The 18271-nt window shown below is 72.6% G+C and carries 14 protein-coding genes and 1 pseudogene; 7 read left to right on the top strand and 8 right to left on the bottom strand.

What is annotated here, in order from left to right:
• Nucleotides 1-134: 134 nt before the first annotated feature.
• Nucleotides 135-3440, top strand: a complete 3306-nt coding sequence (locus ACWBNA_RS42790) for a S8 family serine peptidase (RefSeq protein ID WP_482710007.1) — start codon at nt 135-137, stop codon at nt 3438-3440.
• A 78-nt stretch (nt 3441-3518) separates the two neighbouring features.
• Here the strand turns inward: ACWBNA_RS42790 and ACWBNA_RS42795 are convergent, their stop codons facing one another.
• Together ACWBNA_RS42795 and ACWBNA_RS42800 are read right to left on the bottom strand one after the other, a co-directional pair.
• On the bottom strand, nt 3519-4256 hold the full coding sequence (locus ACWBNA_RS42795) for a hypothetical protein (protein WP_482710008.1): 738 nt from the start codon (nt 4254-4256) through the stop codon (nt 3519-3521).
• A 1-nt stretch (nt 4257) separates the two neighbouring features.
• Nucleotides 4258-4797 carry a sigma-70 family RNA polymerase sigma factor gene (locus ACWBNA_RS42800; RefSeq protein ID WP_482710009.1) on the bottom strand — a complete coding sequence of 180 codons (540 nt, stop codon included), beginning with the start codon at nt 4795-4797 and terminating at the stop codon, nt 4258-4260.
• Nucleotides 4798-5155: 358 nt separating this feature from the next.
• On the opposite strand from ACWBNA_RS42800, the gene ACWBNA_RS42805 reads away from it, so the two are divergent.
• Nucleotides 5156-6172 carry an aspartate-semialdehyde dehydrogenase gene (locus ACWBNA_RS42805; RefSeq protein WP_482710010.1) on the top strand — a complete coding sequence of 339 codons (1017 nt, stop codon included), beginning with the start codon at nt 5156-5158 and terminating at the stop codon, nt 6170-6172.
• Between the two features lie 19 nt (nt 6173-6191).
• Here ACWBNA_RS42805 and ACWBNA_RS42810 read toward each other — a convergent pair.
• Nucleotides 6192-6505, bottom strand: a pseudogene (locus tag ACWBNA_RS42810) (DUF1203 domain-containing protein).
• 233 nt (nt 6506-6738) lie between these two features.
• On the opposite strand from ACWBNA_RS42810, the gene pepN reads away from it, so the two are divergent.
• A complete protein-coding gene (gene pepN, locus ACWBNA_RS42815) occupies nt 6739-9315 on the top strand; it encodes an aminopeptidase N (protein WP_482710011.1) in 2577 nt (858 codons plus the stop codon).
• Between the two features lie 205 nt (nt 9316-9520).
• Here the strand turns inward: pepN and ACWBNA_RS42820 are convergent, their stop codons facing one another.
• Nucleotides 9521-10480 (bottom strand): EamA family transporter, encoded by a 960-nt coding sequence (locus ACWBNA_RS42820; RefSeq protein WP_482710012.1) that lies wholly within the window; start codon nt 10478-10480, stop codon nt 9521-9523.
• Nucleotides 10481-10588: 108 nt separating this feature from the next.
• On the opposite strand from ACWBNA_RS42820, the gene ACWBNA_RS42825 reads away from it, so the two are divergent.
• Nucleotides 10589-11095, top strand: coding sequence for a MarR family winged helix-turn-helix transcriptional regulator (locus ACWBNA_RS42825; protein WP_482710013.1), 507 nt, complete (start codon nt 10589-10591; stop codon nt 11093-11095).
• A 57-nt stretch (nt 11096-11152) separates the two neighbouring features.
• Here ACWBNA_RS42825 and ACWBNA_RS42830 read toward each other — a convergent pair whose 3' ends face one another.
• A complete protein-coding gene (locus ACWBNA_RS42830) occupies nt 11153-12607 on the bottom strand; it encodes an FAD-dependent monooxygenase (RefSeq protein ID WP_482710015.1) in 1455 nt (484 codons plus the stop codon).
• A 135-nt stretch (nt 12608-12742) separates the two neighbouring features.
• Between ACWBNA_RS42830 and ACWBNA_RS42835 the strand changes: the two genes are divergently transcribed.
• Nucleotides 12743-13321 (top strand): TetR/AcrR family transcriptional regulator, encoded by a 579-nt coding sequence (locus tag ACWBNA_RS42835; RefSeq protein WP_482710017.1) that lies wholly within the window; start codon nt 12743-12745, stop codon nt 13319-13321.
• A gap of 105 nt (nt 13322-13426) precedes the next feature.
• Here ACWBNA_RS42835 and ACWBNA_RS42840 read toward each other — a convergent pair whose 3' ends face one another.
• The 3 genes from ACWBNA_RS42840 to ACWBNA_RS42850 form a co-directional block, all read right to left on the bottom strand.
• Nucleotides 13427-13654 carry a hypothetical protein gene (locus tag ACWBNA_RS42840; protein WP_482710025.1) on the bottom strand — a complete coding sequence of 76 codons (228 nt, stop codon included), beginning with the start codon at nt 13652-13654 and terminating at the stop codon, nt 13427-13429.
• 572 nt (nt 13655-14226) lie between these two features.
• Nucleotides 14227-16275, bottom strand: a complete 2049-nt coding sequence (gene malQ / locus ACWBNA_RS42845; protein WP_482710026.1) for a 4-alpha-glucanotransferase — start codon at nt 16273-16275, stop codon at nt 14227-14229.
• A 403-nt stretch (nt 16276-16678) separates the two neighbouring features.
• Nucleotides 16679-16906: a hypothetical protein gene (locus ACWBNA_RS42850; protein WP_482710019.1), complete on the bottom strand. Its 228-nt coding sequence runs from the start codon at nt 16904-16906 to the stop codon at nt 16679-16681.
• A gap of 236 nt (nt 16907-17142) precedes the next feature.
• Between ACWBNA_RS42850 and ACWBNA_RS42855 the strand changes: the two genes are divergently transcribed.
• Together ACWBNA_RS42855 and ACWBNA_RS42860 are read left to right on the top strand one after the other, a co-directional pair.
• Complete coding sequence (locus ACWBNA_RS42855; RefSeq protein WP_482710020.1) at nt 17143-17769, top strand: RNA polymerase sigma factor; 627 nt, start codon at nt 17143-17145, stop codon at nt 17767-17769.
• The coding region (locus tag ACWBNA_RS42860) for a zf-HC2 domain-containing protein (RefSeq protein ID WP_482710022.1) at nt 17766-18271 on the top strand (506 nt) is incomplete at its 3' end. The genes ACWBNA_RS42855 and ACWBNA_RS42860, both read left to right, overlap by 4 nt.

Here is an 18271-nt window from a genome sequence, read left to right on the forward strand (position 1 = left end):
GGTCAACTCTCCCTAAACATCCTTCCCATGCGTAAAGCTGTGCGATCGTCCGGGATCGCATTCCGGACCATCGCGGCCAGGACCGATCGGTCCCGGCCGCCACCCGCTCGTTCCTTTACCTACAAGGGATGCCGATGACCCTCACCCCCCAGCTCGAACCGACATCCGGCGCGAGACGCGTGGCCCGGATAGCCGTGGCCGCCGGTCTGGTGGCCGCGCTCTCCGCGGCGGGGCCGATACCCATGGCCCTCGCCGACGCCGAGGTTCCCGTCGCGGCCGACCCGGGCGTGAAGTCCGCCCACGACAAGCTCGGCTCCGACGACGCCGAACTCCTCGCCGAGGCCAAGTCCGACGGCGACAAGAGCGTCACGATGATGGTCGCGACCGCGCCCGGACAGACCGAGAAGGTCGCCGCGCAGCTCGACTCGGTCCAGGGCGGCCTGGTCGGCCGGACCTACGACAAGCTCGGCTACGTCCGCGCGACGGTCCCCACCGGCAAGGCGGACTCGGCCATCGCCGCCGCCGCGAAGCTGTCCTCCGTGCACGGCATCGACCTGCGGCAGGACATCCCGCTGGACGACCCGACGCCGAGCGCGGACACCGCCAAGGGCGCCGCGGGCAAGGCCTCGGCCGCCTACCCGGCGCCGAACAGGAAGACCCCCGCCGAGAACCCGTACAACCCGTCCTTCGAGACGGGCGCCGTCGACTTCGTGGACGAACACCCGAAGGCGGACGGCCGGGGTGTCACCATCGGCGTCCTCGACTCGGGTGTGGACCTCTCCCACCCGGCGCTGCAGAAGACCACCACCGGCGAGCGGAAGATCGTCGACTGGGTGACGTCGACCGACCCGGTCGCCGACAGCGACGGCTCGTGGCGCCGGATGCTCGCCTCGGTGGCCGGCCCGGCGTTCTCCGCGACCCCCGTCGGCGGCGCGGCCGAGGCGTTCACGGCGCCGGCCGGCTCGTACAAGTTCAACTACTTCTACGAGTCCGCGACCGCCGGTGGCGACCAGGCGGGCGACGTCAACCGCGACGGCGACACCACGGACGTCTGGGGCGTGCTGTACGACGCCGCCGCCGGCACGGTACGCGTCGACCTCGACGACGACCACGACTTCGCCGACGAGCAGCCGATGAAGCCGTACAAGGACGGCTACCAGATCGGTTACTTCGGCACGGACAACCCGGCGACCGAGGTCGCCGAGCGCATCCCGTTCGTCGTCGAGATCCGCAAGGACGTCGTCTACAACGCCGCCGGCGCCAAGGCCGACTACGTCAACATCGGCATGATCTCCAGCGAGCACGGCACGCACGTGGCCGGTATCACCGCCGCGAACGGCCTGTTCGGCGGCGACATGAACGGTGCCGCGCCGGGCGCGAAGATCGTCTCGTCCCGTGCCTGCGTGTTCGGCCCGAGCTGCACCAACGTCGCGCTCGCCGAGGGCATGATCGACCTGGTCGTCAACCGCGGTGTCGACATCGTCAACATGTCGATCGGCGGTCTGCCGACGCTGAACGACGGCAACAACGCGCGCGCCGAGCTGTACACGCGCCTCATCGACACCTACGGCGTCCAACTGGTCATCTCGGCCGGCAACTCCGGTCCCGGTGCCAACACGATCGGCGACCCGGGCCTGGCCGACAAGGTCATCTCGGTCGGCGCGTCCATCTCCAAGCAGACCTGGGCCGCCAACTACGGCTCGGTCGTGGAGAAGAAGTACGCCATGATGCCGTTCTCCTCGCGCGGTCCGCGTGAGGAAGGCGGGTTCACGCCCACCCTGGTCGCCCCGGGTGCCGCCGTCAACACCATCCAGACCTGGCTGCCGGGCGCCCCGGTCGCCGAGGCGGGCTACGCCCTGCCGGCCGGCTACGGCATGCTCCAGGGCACCTCGATGGCGTCCCCGCAGGCCGCGGGTGCGTCCGCGCTGCTGCTGAGTGCCGCCAAGGCGAAGAAGATCGACCTCGCCCCCGCCACCCTGCGCACCGCGCTCACCTCGACCGCCGACCACATCAGTGGTGTGCAGGCGTACGAGGAGGGGGCCGGCCTCATCAACATCCCGGACGCCTGGGACTCGATCCTCGACGGCGCCACCGCGCACGACTACACGGTCAAGGCCCCGGTCGACACCGCGATCGACCAGTTCCTGAAGACCCCGGGCTTCGGCTCGGGTCTGTACGACCGTGAGGGCGGCCTCAAGGCCGGCCAGAAGAAGACGTACGACGTCACGATCACCCGTACGTCCGGCGCCGACAAGGCGATCCGCCACGAGCTGCACTTCGAGAACAACACAGCCGGCACCTTCAAGATCGTCGGCTCCGACGAGGTGAAGCTGCCGCTCAACCAGCCGGTGACCGTCAAGGTCCAGGCCGCGCCGGGCTCCGCGGGTCTCAAGAGCGCGATCCTCGAGGTCGACGACCCGAAGACCGAGGGCACCGACAAGCTGGTCATGACGACGGTCGTGGTCTCCGCGCCGCTCGCGCACACCTACTCGGCGTCGAACACGGTCCAGCGCAACAGCACCCGGTCCTACTTCGTGACCGTGCCCGCGGGCGCCAAGTCGCTGGAGGTCGCGATCGGCGGGCTGAAGGACAAGAGCCAGACCCGGTTCATCGCCATCCACCCCTACGGCGTCCCGGTCGACACCACCAGCACTCCGAACTGCTACAACAACTACCTCGACGGCAACGGCTGCAGGCCCGACGTGCGTTCGTACGCCGACCCGGTGGCGGGCGTCTGGGAGATCGAGGTCGAGTCGCGCCGTACGTCGCCGCTGCTCGACAACCCGTACAAGCTGGACGTCGCCGTCCTCGGCGCGGCCTTCGACCCGGAGACCGTGACCGTGCCCGAGGCCAAGGTCGGCACCCCGGCCGTCGCCTCCTGGAAGGTGACGAACAACTTTGCCGCGATCGACGGCAAGCTGGCCGGCGGTCCGCTCGGCTCGGCCAAGTCGGCCCGCCCGACGATCGCCGAGGGCGAGACGCACACCACCACGGTCACGGTGCCCGCGGGCGCCAAGTCCCTGGACGTCGCCATCGGCAACGTCTCCGACGCCGCCGCCGACCTCGACCTCGTCGTGTACGACGCGGCGGGCAAGGAGGCGGGCAGCTCGGCCGACGGTGACTCGGAGGAGTCCGTGTCCGTGGCCGCCCCGGCCGCCGGCACCTACACCATCGAGGTCATCGGCTACGCGATCCCGGCCGGCACCACCGCGTACGACTACCAGGACGTGTTCTTCTCCGCCGCCCTCGGCAGCGTCACCGTCGACGACTCGACGCCGGTGAAGCTCGCCACGGGCGCCTCCACCACGGTCTCCGGCAGCGTCGTCGCCGCCGCGGCCGCCCCGGAGGGCCGTGAGTTCTTCGGACAGGTCCAGCTGCTCAACGCGCGCGGCACGGTCGCGGGCATCGGCAGCGTGAAGATCGAGAAGGTGACGCCGTAGCCGGTGCGGCTCACGCCGTAGTCGTCACGGCTGTCAGGGCGGGCGTTCGTCGGGGTACCGGCGGGCGCCCGCCCTTCGTCATGCGCAGGGCAGCCCGCGCGACTCGGCCGCCGAGACGGTGAGCCGGGCCCGGTCCTGGGCGATCTGCTTCTCGCCGACGAGCCAGTACGCGGGTTGGCGCTCGCCGTTCGGGACGGCGAAGAGCACCTGGTCGCCCACGCGGAGGCCGGGGACGATGTTCCCGTCGATCACGTAGGTGAGCTCCTTCTTGTCGTCCGCGCCCGGCTTCTCCGGCTTGTAGTAGCGCGTCACGTCGATGGTGACGCGGTACGACTCGGTGCCGGGGAGCTGCTCCACGCTGGTGGCCCGGCCCTCGGCGATCAGGCGGGAGCAGGCGAAGTAGGACGGGCTGCCGAAGAGGGAGCCGGCCCCGGAGTCCTCCTTGGAGGCCGCGCTGCCGCTGTCCGCCCCGTCGGCCATGCCGCCCCCCGCCTGCGCCAGCAGCCAGGCCATGCCCGACAGCAGAGCCGCGGCGGACGCCACCGCGAGGCCGCCGAAGGCGAGGTTGAGTGTGCGCCGCCGGGTGCGGGAGCGTCGTACGGGAGCGGGCTCGGGAGCCTCGGCGGGCGCAGGGGGTTCGGCGAGCGTCCGCCCGATGATCCCCAGCTGCTCGCGCAGCAGCACGAGATCGGCCTCGGCGGAACGGTGTTCGGCCATGAAGGCGGCATCCGCCCGGGCGGCGTCGGACAGCGGCTCGTCGGTCAGGGCGGCCATCAGCGCGTCCATGCCGGCGCGTCCGTCGTGCTCGGCGCTCACGTCACACCACCTCGTCCTCGTGCAGGCGGGCGCGCAGGGCCCGTACCGCCGTGTGCAGCCGGCTCTTCACCGTGCCCTCGGGGATGCCGAGCTCCTCGGCGATCCCGCGCACCGGGAGGTCGGCGTAGAAACGCAGGACGAGGACCTGGCGCTGGGCGTCGGGCAGCTCGTCCAGACCCTGGGCGACGGCGAGGGACAGCACGCTGGTGTCCTCGTCCAAGGCATGGTCGGACTGGCGCAGGGAGGCGAGGCGTTCCCCGACGCGTTCCTGGCGGCGCTTGGCCCGGTGCCAGTCCATGGCCAGGTTGGAGGCGACGACCGCCGCCCACGCGGACACGTCGCGCGGCGCCTCGTCCCCCCGCGCCGCGCGTTCCAGCAACCGCAGGCGGACCTGCTGCACCCCGTCCGGCAGGTCCGCCTGCGGTACCCCGCCGAGCGCGAGCACCGCCCGCACCCGGCGTTCCTGAGCAGGGTCCAGCGGGTCGTCCAGCACGTCGTGCGTGCCGTCCCCCTGCCCCCGGCGGACCTTTCTGCGCAGCACAGCGCCCCCTCTTCTCGCCGCGTTTCCTCTAGGACGCCGCCGGGGGCCGAAACGTTCGGCCCTTTTTTGCGGCGTACCGCAGAGGCGTACGTCACACCTTCGCGTGCGGCGGGACACGGCGGGCAGGGGTGGGGCAGCACAGCTTGCGGTGCGGGGCCACTGCCGGACCAATTTCTGCAGCTCAGCGGGGTCGGGCGCGGAGAACCGGAGTCGCGCCCCGGGCCCGGTACGTCCCATTCCTCGGGCACTCCGCTCAAAGAAGTGGACACGCGGACCGGGACTGACCGCATGATGGAAACACCTCAGCCATGCAGCAGGCACATGTACGTCACGCAGAGAGCACGCAGAAGGAGTCGTCGTGAGGGTCGGAATCGTCGGAGCCACCGGTCAGGTGGGCACGGTCATGCGCAGGATCCTCACGGAGCGGAACTTCCCCGTCACCGAGCTGCGTCTGTTCGCCTCGGCCCGCTCGGCGGGGACGGTCCTGGACGGCGTCACGGTGGAGGACGCGACGACCGCGGACTTCACCGGCCTGGACATCGTGCTGTTCTCCGCGGGCGGCTCGACCTCCAAGGCGCTGGCCGAAAAGGTCGCCTCGCAGGGCGCGGTCGTGATCGACAACTCCTCCGCGTGGCGCCGCGACCCGGACGTACCGCTCGTGGTGTCCGAGGTGAACCCGCACGCGATCGCCAACCGCCCCAAGGGCATCATCGCCAACCCGAACTGCACGACGATGGCCGCGATGCCGGTCCTGAAGCCGCTGCACGCCGAGGCGGGCCTCGAGGCGCTGGTCGTCGCCACCTACCAGGCGGTCTCCGGTTCCGGCCTGGCCGGCGTGGACGAGCTGTTCGAGCAGGTCAAGAAGGTCGGCGAGGACGCGCCGAAGCTGACCCACGACGGCTCGGCGGCCGAGTTCCCCGCGCCGAACAAGTACGTCGCCCCGATCGCGTACAACGTGCTCCCGCTGGCCGGCTCCATCGTCGACGACGGCCTGCACGAGACCGACGAGGAGCAGAAGCTCCGCCACGAGTCCCGCAAGATCCTGGAGATCCCCGGGCTCAAGGTCTCCGGCACCTGCGTCCGCGTCCCCGTCTTCACGGGCCACTCCCTCCAGGTCAACGCCCGCTTCGCCCGCCCCCTCACCGTGGAGCGCGCCAAGGAGCTCCTGGGCGGCGCCCCCGGCGTGGCGGTCACCGAGGTCCCGACCCCCCTCCAGGCCGCCGGCCAGGACCCGTCGTTCGTCGGCCGCATCCGCCAGGACGAGACCGTCGACAACGGCCTGGCGTTCTTCGTCTCCAACGACAACCTCCGCAAGGGTGCCGCGCTGAACGCGGTGCAGATCGCGGAGCTGGTGGCGGCCGAGCTGAAGGGCTGACCCCTCAGGAGCTGACCCCTCAGGGCCTGCGCACCTCGTAGAGGAAGCATCCGTATTCGACGGCCCGGACGTGGACGACAGCCGCGGCCGGGTCGTCGAACGCTTCCGTGAAGGCGTCCTCGAACTCCTCCGGGGCCGCCACCAGCCGCCCGCCCAGGATGTGCCCGTCGGCGGAGTACCGGCGCACCGTCCGGTGCGCGTTCGTGAAGGGCAGTCGGCCCGTGTCCGGCCCGAGCACTCCTGCGCATGGATGAAGACGGGACCCTGTTCGTCGTACGCCCCCGAATCGGTCCCCGTCCGAGCCGCCCAGCGGCGCAGCGGGGCGTACGACACCAGGGCGATCCTCCCCCGCCCTCGTCGTCGGTCATGGGAACCATCTCGCGTCCCCGGTCGTCAGCAGAGCGCAGCTCCTTCAGGACCACCGGAGAGACGGGTCGTGCGGTGTACGTCGTCATGTCCCCAAGCTCACGCCCGTCCGCCCCGCCCACCGGCGGGAATCGGACATCGCGTTCCGTGCAGGCCCGTGGAAGGATGGCGCAACCCACACATATCGAGGAGATGACCGCGTGCCTGGCACAAACCTGACTCGCGAAGAGGCGCAGCAGCGGGCGAAGCTGCTCACCGTTGACTCGTACGAGATCGATCTCGACCTCTCCGGCGCGCAGGAGGGCGGTACCTACAGGTCCGTTACCACGGTGCGCTTCGACGTCACGGAGGGCCGTGCGGAGTCCTTCATCGACCTGGTCGCCCCGGCCGTCCACGAGATCACCCTCAACGGCGACCAGCTCGACCCCGCGGACCTCTTCGCGGACTCGCGGATCTCGCTGCCGGGACTGCTGGAGGGCCGCAACATCCTCCGGGTCGTCGCGGACTGCGCGTACACCAACACCGGTGAGGGCCTGCACCGGTTCGTCGACCCCGTCGACAACCAGGCCTACCTCTACACCCAGTTCGAGGTGCCGGACGCGCGCAGGGTGTTCGCGTCCTTCGAGCAGCCGGACCTCAAGGCCACCTTCCAGTTCACCGTGAAGGCGCCGGAGGGTTGGACGGTCATCTCCAACTCGCCCACCCCGGAGCCGAAGGACAGCGTCTGGATCTTCGAGCCGACGCCGCGCATCTCGTCGTACATCACCGCGCTGATCGTGGGCCCGTACCACTCGGTCCACAGCGTGTACGAGAAGGACGGCCAGTCGGTCCCGCTCGGCATCTACTGCCGCCCCTCGCTGGCCGAGCACCTCGACTCGGACGCCATCTTCGAGGTGACCCGGCAGGGCTTCGACTGGTTCCAGGAGAAGTTCGACTACCAGTACCCCTTCAAGAAGTACGACCAGCTGTTCGTGCCGGAGTTCAACGCGGGCGCGATGGAGAACGCGGGCGCGGTGACCATCCGCGACCAGTACGTGTTCCGGTCGAAGGTGACGGACGCGGCGTACGAGACGCGGGCCGAGACGATCCTGCACGAGCTGGCCCACATGTGGTTCGGCGACCTGGTCACCATGGAGTGGTGGAACGACCTGTGGCTGAACGAGTCGTTCGCCACCTACACCTCCATCGCCTGCCAGGCGCACGCGCCGGACAGCCGGTGGCCGCACTCCTGGACCACCTTCGCCAACTCCATGAAGACCTGGGCGTACCGGCAGGACCAGCTGCCCTCCACGCACCCGATCATGGCCGAGATCCGCGACCTGGACGACGTGCTCGTCAACTTCGACGGGATCACCTACGCCAAGGGTGCTTCCGTGCTGAAGCAGCTCGTCGCGTACGTCGGCATGGACGAGTTCTTCGCGGGTGTGCAGGCGTACTTCAAGCGGCACGCGTTCGGCAACACGCGCCTGTCCGACCTGCTCGGCGCGCTGGAGGAGACCTCCGGCCGTGACCTGGGGACCTGGTCGGAGAAGTGGCTCCAGACCGCCGGCATCAACATCCTGCGCCCCGAGATCGAGACGGACGCGAACGGTGTCGTCACCTCCTTCGCGATCCGCCAGGAGGCCCCCGCGCTGCCCGCCGGCGCGAAGGGCGAGCCGACCCTGCGCCCGCACCGCATCGCGGTCGGCCTGTACGACCTCGACGACGACAGCGGCAAGCTGGTGCGCGACGAGCGCATCGAGCTGGACGTCGACGGCGAACTGACCGCCGTGCCGCAGCTGGTGGGCAAGCGCCGCCCCGCGGTGATCCTCCTCAACGACGACGACCTGTCGTACGCGAAGGTCCGCCTCGACGAGCAGTCCCTCGCCGTCGTCACCGAGCACCTCGGCGACTTCGAGTCGTCCCTCCCCCGCGCCCTGTGCTGGGCGTCGGCATGGGACATGACCCGGGACGCCGAGCTCCCGACCCGCGACTACCTCTCCCTGGTCCTGTCGGGCATCGGCAAGGAGTCCGACATCGGCCTGGTGCAGTCGCTGCAGCGCCAGGTGAAGCTGGCGATCGAGCTGTACGCCGACCCGACCGCCCGCGAGGCCCTGCTGACCCGCTGGACGGACGCCACGCTCGCGCACCTGCGCGCGGCGGCGCCCGGCAGCGACCACCAGCTGGCCTGGGCGCGCGCGTTCGCCGCGACCGCCCGGACGCCGGAGCAGCTGGACCTCCTCGACGCCCTGCTGGAGGGCACGCAGACCATCGAGGGCCTGGCCGTCGACACGGAGCTGCGCTGGGCGCTGGTGCAGCGGCTGGCCGCGGTGGGCCGCTTCGACGAGGCGGAGATCGCGGGCGAGTACGAGCGCGACAAGACGGCGGCCGGCGAGCGCCACGCGGCCACCGCCCGGGCCGCCCGCCCGACGCCGGAGGCCAAGGCGGAGGCGTGGGCGTCGGTCATCGAGTCCGACAAGCTCCCCAACGCCGTGCAGGAGGCCGTCATCGGCGGCTTCGTCCAGACGGGGCAGCGCGAACTCCTCGCCCCCTACACGGACCGGTACTTCGAGGTGCTCAAGGACATCTGGGAGTCCCGTTCGCACGAGATGGCCCAGCAGATCGCGGTCGGCCTCTACCCGACGATCCAGGTCTCCGAGGAGACCCTGCGCAAGACGGACGAGTGGCTGACCTCGGCGGAGCCCAACGCGTCCCTGCGCCGACTCGTCTCGGAGTCCCGCGCGGGCGTGGAGCGCGCCCTGAAGGCCCAGGCGGCGGACGCGGCAGCCACCGAGTAGCGGCCGCCGTACGTACGACGACAGGGGGCGCCCGGTACATCACCGGGCGCCCCCGCTCGCGCACGACCGCGTCAACCTGCGGGCAATCGTGCCGCTGGGGCGATGGGGGTCCCCCCGCTCGAGCGAAGCCGAGAGTGGGAGAGGGTGGGCGCAGGCGGCGCCCCGTAACGCCGGGCTGCGCATCCCACCCCCCGCCCGGCCCCCGTCAAGCTGCGGGCAATCGTGCCGCTGCGGCAGCATGCGTGGGCGCAGGAGGCGCCCCGTAACGCCGAGCTGCGCATCCCACCCCCGGCGAGCCGCAGCCCACGGACTGACGGGCCGGTTGCAGCTGGCCCGCGACCGTCGCCCCGAACGCCAGCGCCATGCCCGCCAGTTGCAGCGGCGTGAGCGTCTGCCCGAGGGCCGCCCAGCCGACCACCGCGGCGGTCAGCGGCGACAGCGGGCCGAGGAAAGTGACCTGGGTGGCGGTGAGCCTGCCGATGCCGCGGAACCAGAGCCAGTACGCGACCGCCGTGTTCGCCAGCGCCAGGTAGAGGTAGCCGCCGAGCGCCCGCCCGTCCAGCGCGGGCGGCGCACCCTCGACGAGGAGGGCGAGCGGGGCGACGAGCAGGCCGCCCGCGGTCAGCTGCCAGGCGGTGAGCGCGAGCGGACCCACGCCGTCCGGGCGGCCCCACCGCTTGGTCAGGACGGTGCCCGCGGACATGGAGGCGGTGGAGGCGAGGGCCGCGAGCACACCCACGGTGTCGAGCGCCCCGGCGGCCTTCAGGACGACCAGGCTGACCCCGGACGCGGCGACGAACCCGGTGATCACACTGCGGGCCGTGGGCCGCTGCCCGAGCAGCAGCGCCGAGAGCCCCACCACGAACAGCGGTCCGACCGATCCGACGACCGCCGCCATACCGCCCGGCATCCGGTACGCCGACAGGAACAGCAGCGGGAAGAACGCCCCGATGTTCAGCGCGCCGAGCACCGTCGCCTTCCCCCACCAGGCACCGCGCGGCAGCACCCGGGCGAGGGCCAGCAGGACGAGGCCGGCGGGCAGAGCGCGCATGAGGCCGGTGAACAGGGGGCGGTCGGCCGGCAGGAACTCGGTGGTGACGGCGTAGGTGGTGCCCCAGGAGACGGGGGCCAGGGCGGTGAGCAGGACGGTCGCGGACCGCTTCATGACCGGCACCCTTCAGGAGGTAGCTTGATGGAAAGTAGCTTAGCGCTAAGCGACTGACAGTCAAGCTACTTTCTTGCGGGTGACCGGAACCGGGCGGATACTCACCGCATGAGTGCACAGCGCAAGGACCCGGTCGACGCGATCATCGAGCAGTGGGCCACGGTCCGGCCCGACCTCGACACCGCCGCCATGGAGGTCTTCGGCCGGATCTACCGGCTCTCGCGCGCGATGGGCGACCGCATGGAGAAGGCGTACGCCTCCCTCGGCATCGGCCGCGGCGAGTTCGACGTCCTGGCGACCCTGCGCCGGTCCGGAGAGCCGTACGCCCTCTCCCCCCGCCAGCTCTCCGCGACCCTGATGCTCACCACCGGCGGCATGACCGGCCGCCTGGACAAGCTGGAGCGGGCGGGCCTGCTGCGCCGCTCCCCCGACCCGCACGACCGCCGGGGCCTGCAGGTGACCCTGACGGAGAAGGGGCTGAAGCTCGTCGACGAGGCGGTGGGCGCGGGCCTCGCCGTCCAGACGGAGGCCCTGAAATCCGCCCTGAACGGCGAACAGGCCGACCAACTGGCCGGCCTGTTGCGGGAGTTGCTGGCGGGCACCGAGGCGTCCTAGAGCCGGGCCGGGCCGGCGGACGGAACGGGTTCAGCGGAGCAACGGGAGCGGCGGGGTTCAGCCCACCGAGGTGGCGAGGACCGACTCGATCGTCGCCGGGTCGGCGCTGTCGGCCGCCCACGCCACGTATCCGTCGGGCCGCACCAGGACGCTCGTACGGCGGTCGCTCGCCCAACATGCCACGACCAGCCGGTCCTTGCGGGCGCCGCCCTCGCCGTACCCGTCCGGCGTGATCAGCACGAACCGTCCGCCGCGCAGGGCCTCGTAGAGGCGGCCGCCGTCGGCGAGGGCGACGTCCGGGACGCGGGTGCCGGTGAGGCGGTGGGCACCTCGGGGGGCCCGGTACCGGTAGCCGATGCCGGTGATGTTGCCGGTCGCCTTGCGGCGGGCCGGGGCGACGGTGTTGAGGAAGATGGCCAGGACCGCCCGCAGCGCCCGTTCCCAGGGGTGCTTGGCCATGGCGAGGCGGACGATGCCGCCGCTGCTGCGGAGCACCGACCTGCCGACCGGGTGGCGTTCGGCCTGGTAGGTGTCGAGGAGCTCCGGGGCCGCGTGGCCGCCGATCACCTGGGCGAGCTTCCAGCTCAGGTTGACCGCGTCCTGGAGCCCGGTGTTCATGCCCTGGCCGCCGGCCGGGGTGTGCACGTGCGCGGCGTCCCCGGCGAGGAAGACCCGGCCGACGCGGTAGGCGGGGGCCTGGCGTTCGTCGCTGTGGAAGCGGGACATCCAGCGGGCGTCGTACATCCCGAAGTCCCGGCCGAGGGCGAGGCGGGTGACCTCCTTGACCTCTTCGAGGTCGAGGGGCTCGCTGTCGGGGACGTCGTGGGCACGATTCCAGCCGATCACGCGGTAGTAGCCGTCGCCGAAGGGCGCGAGGAAGGCGAAGGCGTCGCCGGCGGCGTTGACGGTGAGCAGGGTGTCGGGCTCCTCGGCCAGCCTCACGTCCGCGAGGACGACGGACCGGATCACGGAGCGGCCGGGGAAGGGCAGCCCGATCGCGTCCCGTACGACGCTGCGCATGCCGTCGGCGCCGACGACGTACGTGGCGCGCAGTTCCTCCGTCGCCCCGGCGGCGGTGCGGACCTCGACGGTCACGCCGTCCGCGTCCTGGGCCAGCCCGGTCACCTCGGTCTCGTACCGGAACTGCGCCCCGGCCTCGACGGCCCGCCGCTTCAGTACCTGCTCCACCTCGTACTGCGGGAGGACCAGGACGTGGTTGAACCGGGAGGGGAGGGTGTCGAGGCCGATGGTGAGCCGGGAGAAGAGGCGGAGGCTGTCGAGGGGGCGGCCGGCGGCTTCCAGTGCGTCGGCGAGCCCGCGGGCGTCGAGCTGTTCGAGGCTGCGGGCGTGCAGGACGAAGGCGCGGGAGAGGTTGCCGACCTTGCCCGGGCGCTTCTCCACGAGGGTGACGGGGACGCCGGCGGTGGCGAGGTCTCCGGCCAGGAGAAGGCCGGTGGGGCCGGAGCCGACGACGATCACGGAGCGGGGGGTGCGGGTGCGGGTGCCGTCCATGGAGGCCTCCTGATGCCAACATTTGTTGGCCAACGACTGTTTGCCAACGCTTGTTGACGAAGGTAGCGCGCCGTCGGGCCGGGGTCAACGCTTGTTGGCACCGAAGTCAACATCTGTTGGCCTACACTTGTTGGCATGACGGACAGCACCCCCTCCTCGCAGCCGAGGCGCTCCGACGCGACCCGCAACGCGATCCTCACCGCCGCCCGCGAGCGGTTCGCGGCCGACGGGTACGAGCGGGCCACCATCCGCGCCATCGCCAAGGACGCCGGCATCGACCCGTCGATGGTGATGCGCTACTACGGCAACAAGGAAGGCCTGTTCGCGGCGGCGGTCGCGGTCGACCTGAAACTGCCGGACCTCGGCGGACTGGCCCGGCAGGACGCCGGCCGGGCGCTCGTGACGCACTTCCTCCACATGTGGGAGGACAACGAGGTCCTCACCGCCCTGCTCAGGGTCGGCGTGACCAACGAGGCCGGGGCCGAGCGCATGCAGGGCATATTCCGGGACCAGGTAATGCCGGTCACCCGTCAGATGTGCCCGGACCCCGAGCAGGTCCCGGCACGGGCCGCGCTGGCGGCGACCCAACTGCTCGGGCTGGCGCTCACCCGGTATGTGCTCAGGCTCCCGCCCGTCGTGGCGTTGCACCCCCAGGAGATCGTGGCCTGGCTGGCGCCCACGGTGCAGCGGTATCTGACGGCACCCAGCCCCTGACGTCCGGGGCGGAAACGCACCGAGGGCGCCGGCCTCGCCCACGTACGGCGGATGCGCGTACGTACGGCGGGGCGGCGCCCTGAGGGAGCACGCGGTGCGAGCAGGTCAGGCCTTGGAGCCGGCCTTGGCCTTGGTCTTGATGTTGCGGGTCGTCACCCGGTGGGACTCGTGGGACTTGTCGAGGACCAACACCAGGCCGGCGATGACCGCGAACAGGGCGATCGGGGCCACCACGAAGAGGCCCAGCGTCTCGATGACGCTCAGGCCGGTGCCGGGGTCGTCACCGTCGTCGCGGGTCAGCGCGAGCGCGGGGGACGACATGAGCAGCATCATCAGCGTCGTACCGGCAGCCAGGGCGCCGGCGCGCAGGGCGTTCTTCTTCACGGAGCCAAAGTAGCGAACGGCCGAAAGGGGCGCGCGTCCGGGGGTGCGTATGAGGTGGCCTCGGCCGGGGCGGGGGGTGCGTATGAGGTACCTCGGCCGGGGCGGGGGGTGCGGTGCGCGTCCCGGCGATGTCACGCGCCGTCCGCCGGGGAAGCCGCGACTCGCGGCCCCGCGCTGTCGCGTGCCGCCCGCCGGAGTGCCCGGGAGGGGTCGAGCGGTCCGGCGCCTCCGGGTGCCGCCCGCCGCAGTGCCCCGGAACGGTCGCGCGTCCGGCGCCTCCGGGTGCCGCCCGCGCCCACCCGTGCCGCCCCAGCGGCACGACTGCCCGCGGGCTGACGGGCTTCTCCTGACCACCACTGGGCGCGGGCTGACGGACTGCCCTGACCCCGACTGCCCGCGGGGGCTGACGGACTGCCCCGGCGGCGCGGCCGTCAGCGGGCTGAGCGCATGCCCCAGCGGCGCGGCCGCCCCAGGGGCTGACCGCCTGCCCCGGCGGTACAACCGCCCGCGGACCGACCGCTTCAGCCGGCCCCGGGCTGGCGCAGGACGTCCACCAGGGCGTGCAGCCTTGGTGAAGCCGCCAGTTCCTCCAGGGTCACCGGACGCCCGTCCGTGTCGGCGATCGGCAGCCGCCAGTTCGGGTACTGGTCCCACGTGCCCGGCAGGTTCTGCGGGCGGCGGTCGCCGATGGTGTCGGGGAGCCAGATGCCGACCATGCGGGCCGGGGTGTGGAGGAGGTAGCGGTGGACGGCCTGGATCTGGGCCTCCTCCGAGGACGTGTCGATGCCGCCGCCCGACCCTTGCAGGAAGCCCAGCCGCGCGAGCAGGGCGAGCCATTCCGCCGTGTCCGCGGACGCCTCCGCCCGTTCCTCGTCCAGGGGGCGGGTCAACAGGCCGAGCCCGTCGCGGAGTTCGACGTGTTCGCCGGTGAGGCGGGCCGCGGTGGGCGGCAGGTCGTGGGTGGTGGCGGTGGCCAGACAGTCGGCACGCCACTGGTCGGGGGGCAGGGGGCGGCCGTCGCCGTCCCAGTCTCGCTCGAACCACAGCACCGACGTGCCGAGCACGCCCCGCTCGCGCAGCGTCTCGCGCACCCCGGGTTCCACCGTGCCCAGGTCCTCGCCGATCACCACCGACCCTGCGCGCGAGGCTTCCAGGACCAGTACGGCGAGCATGGCCTCGGCGTCGTAGCGGACGTACGTGCCCTCGGTGGGCGGCTCGCCCTGCGGGACCCACCACAGCCGGAACAGGCCCATGACGTGGTCGATGCGCAGGGCGCCGGCATAGCGGAACAGGGCCCTCAGCAGGGATCGGAAGGGCGCGTAGCCCGACTCGGCCAGGCGGTCCGGCCTCCAGGGCGGCAGGCCCCAGTCCTGGCCGCGCGCGTTGAAGGCGTCCGGGGGCGCGCCCACCGACATGCCGGCCGCGAAGTGATCCTGCTGCGCCCACGCGTCGGCGCCCCCGGGGTGCACCCCGACGGCGAGGTCGTGGACCACTCCCACCTGCATGCCCGCCTCGCGGGCCGCGCGCTGGGCGGCGCGGAGCTGGGTGTCGGTGAGCCAGGCGAGGCGGGTGTGGAAGTCCACCCGGTCCATCAACTCCCCGCGGGCGTGGGCCGTTTCGGCCGAGCGGGGGTCGCGCAGGGCGGCCGGCCACCGGTGCCAGTCGGAGCCGTGCACCTCGGCGAGGGCGCACCAGGTGGCGTGGTCCTCCAGGGCCTCGCCCTGTTCGGCGAGGTAGTCGACGTAGGCGGCGCGCCGGCCCGGCCCGAGCGGCACGTCCCGCACCAGTTCCAGTGCCTCCCGCTTGAGCTCCCACACGGCGTCCCGGTCGATCAGGGCGCCCTTCTCCAGCACCGACACCCGCAGCCGCTCCGCCCGCTCCAGCAGGGTCCGCACCCGCTCGTGGTCCGTGACCTGGGCGTACTCGGGGATGTCCTCGACCCGCAGATGGACCGGGTCGGGGAAGCGGCGGGAGGAGGGGCGGTAGGGGGACGGGTCGGTGGGGGCGCCGGGTACGGCCGCGTGCAGCGGGTTGACCTGGACGAATCCGGCGCCGAGCGCGCGGCCGGCCCAGGCGGTCAGTTCGGCGAGGTCGCCGAGGTCGCCCATGCCCCAGGAACGCCGTGAGAGCAGGGAGTAGAGCTGGACGAGGAGGCCGTACGAGTGGCCGGGCGGCGCGGGCAGCCGGGGCGGGGCGACGATCAGGTGGGCGTGGGCGGTGCGGCCGTCCGGGGCGGTGGCGGTCAACCGGTGGACGCCGGGCGGGAGTTGTTCGGCGCCGGCGCGGGTCTCGCCCTGCTCGGTCTCGATGCGCAGGCGGGTGCCGGCCGGGAGGGCGTCGAGGGCGGCGGGCGTGCCGCCGCTCCAGCACGCCACGGTCGGCGGCAGCAGCCGCTCGCGCAGTTCCCGGTCCCGGGCGGCGAGCGCGCCCTCGACGGCCGCGGGGCTGCCCGCGTCGACGCCGAGGGCGGCCAGGGCCCGGGTGACGGCGGTGGCCGAGGCCGCGACCGTACGGCCCGGGGACGGGCTGTAGGAGGTCGCGACGCCGTGCAGCGCGGCGAGCCGGGACAGGTCCNCGACGGCCGCGGGGCTGCCCGCGTCGACGCCGAGGGCGGCCAGGGCCCGGGTGACGGCGGTGGCCGAGGCCGCGACCGTACGGCCCGGGGACGGGCTGTAGGAGGTCGCGACGCCGTGCAGCGCGGCGAGCCGGGACAGGTCCTCGGTGGGCGGCTCGTCCGACCGGGGTGCTGTCATCTGGGGCCTGCCTTTCGGATCAGGTCGGCTTCGGGCACGGCGCCTCCTCGGCCGAGCCGAGCGGGCCTGGTGCGTGCGGCCGCACGGCGGAGGAGGGAGTCGACGCGACAGGGTCCCCCCGCTCGGGCGAAGTCGGGAGTGGGGGAATCGGCGACCGACGACAACGCGGCATACGCGCGTGCCGGGGCCCGCGACGCCGGGCGGATCCGGAAGACGGGCTCTAGTGCTCGGCGTGAGCGTCGGACTCGCTGGTCAGGGGGGCGGCGTCGGCGAGGGGCGGCTCGCTGGTCAGGGGTTCGGCGTCCGGCAACGGCGGTTCACTGGTGAGGGGGGTGTCGGCGCAGGCTCCCTCCGCGCTGAACACGCAGAAGTGGAATTCGGAAGGGGCGGACGGCTCCGCCTCGGGTTTGGAAGGGGCCGGGAGCAGAAGGTGTGCCGATGCGACCACGGGGGTCCTCCTTGTCGAGGGCGACGATCGGTTACCGCACAGCCCTACCCAGCGGTCGCGGCGGCAGACGTACCGAGAGGTACAACGTGCCTCTCCTCACATTCTGTTCCGGCGCGGTATCTCCAGATTGGGGCAAAGGCCGCACGACGGCAACGGCGTCCGGAGGTCTTTCGGGGCGCGCGTGAACCAGGTGCCCGGAGCCGGTCGATAGACGGGGTGTGAGACTGTTCCGCCCCATGGGGGGCCACCGGGAGAAGGACGAGGAGACCTCCAACGAGGCTGACGAGGGGGACGCGGCGCTCCTGCGCGCGGTCGCGGCCGGGGAGTCGGCGGCGATGGCCGAGCTGTACGACCGGCACGCGGGCTGGCTGCACGCCCGGCTGACCCGGCGCTGCGCCGACGCGGAGGTCGTGCGCGAGGTGCTCCAGGACACGTTCGTCACGGTGTGGCGGTCGGCGGCCGGGCATCGCGGCGAGGAGGCCGGCGGCTGGCTGTGGACCATCGCCGCGCGGCGCCTGGTCGACGCGCGGCGGGCGCACGAGCGGGCCGCGCGGCTGCGGACGGCGCCGATGGACTCGCCGGCCGACGAGACCCACGCCGGGTACGCGTCCGCGCCGTCCGCGGAGGACCGGGTGCTGGCAGCCCTGGAGTACGGCGACGTCGGCACCGCCCTCGACCGGATCTCCCCCGAGCTGCGCGAGGTGCTGCGCGCCACGGTCGTCGACGGGCTGACCACCCGCGAGACGGCCCGGCTGCTCGGCATCCCCGAGGGCACCGTGAAGTCCCGTGCGATGCGCGCCCGCGCCGAACTGCGCGCGGCCCTCGCCCAGTTGAACCCGTCACCGATGGGAGGCCCGGCATGACCGGCTGGCACGCGTCCGACGACCTGGTCACCCGCTACGGCGACGGCACCCTGCCGGAACCGGACGCCTGGTCCCTGGAGAAACACCTGGAGAGCTGCGGCCGGTGCGCGGCCCGCGTCTCGCGGGCCGTGCGGGAGACGGCGGCGGGGGTGGCACTGGCGGACGTACGGGTCGCGGTGCTGCGCGCGGCCCCGACCGCCGTAGGGGAGGCGGTGCCGTGGGGTGCGGCGGGCGCCGAGGGGAAAACGGCGCCCGCTGCCCCCCGGACCACAGCCGCAGCCGTCCCCGCCCCGGCATCCACGGCCAGAACCGCACCCACCCCGACACCACTGCCGGTGGCCACCCCCGGCGGGCCGGGGAACACCGCGCCCAACGCACCCCGGACCACAGCCGCAGCCGTCCCCGCCCCGGCATCCACGGCCGTGCCCGGGCGCACGCGGGCCCCCGCGCCGGCGTCCACCGCTGCGTCCGCGTCCGCGTCCGCGTCAGCGGCGTCGGCGGC

It is taken from the genome of Streptomyces sp. Q2, from assembly GCF_056820935.1.

What these genes read in the sequence shown, in the direction of transcription:
- ACWBNA_RS42790 (WP_482710007.1), top strand. Translation starts at nt 135, where the DNA reads ATGACCCTCACCCCCCAGCTCGAACCGACATCCGGCGCGAGACGCGTG.
- ACWBNA_RS42820 (WP_482710012.1), bottom strand. Translation starts at nt 10,480, where the DNA reads ATGAAGCGGTCCGCGACCGTCCTGCTCACCGCCCTGGCCCCCGTCTCC.
- ACWBNA_RS42825 (WP_482710013.1), top strand. Translation starts at nt 10,589, where the DNA reads ATGAGTGCACAGCGCAAGGACCCGGTCGACGCGATCATCGAGCAGTGG.
- ACWBNA_RS42830 (WP_482710015.1), bottom strand. Translation starts at nt 12,607, where the DNA reads ATGGACGGCACCCGCACCCGCACCCCCCGCTCCGTGATCGTCGTCGGC.
- ACWBNA_RS42835 (WP_482710017.1), top strand. Translation starts at nt 12,743, where the DNA reads ATGACGGACAGCACCCCCTCCTCGCAGCCGAGGCGCTCCGACGCGACC.
- ACWBNA_RS42840 (WP_482710025.1), bottom strand. Translation starts at nt 13,654, where the DNA reads ATGATGCTGCTCATGTCGTCCCCCGCGCTCGCGCTGACCCGCGACGAC.
- ACWBNA_RS42855 (WP_482710020.1), top strand. Translation starts at nt 17,143, where the DNA reads ATGGGGGGCCACCGGGAGAAGGACGAGGAGACCTCCAACGAGGCTGAC.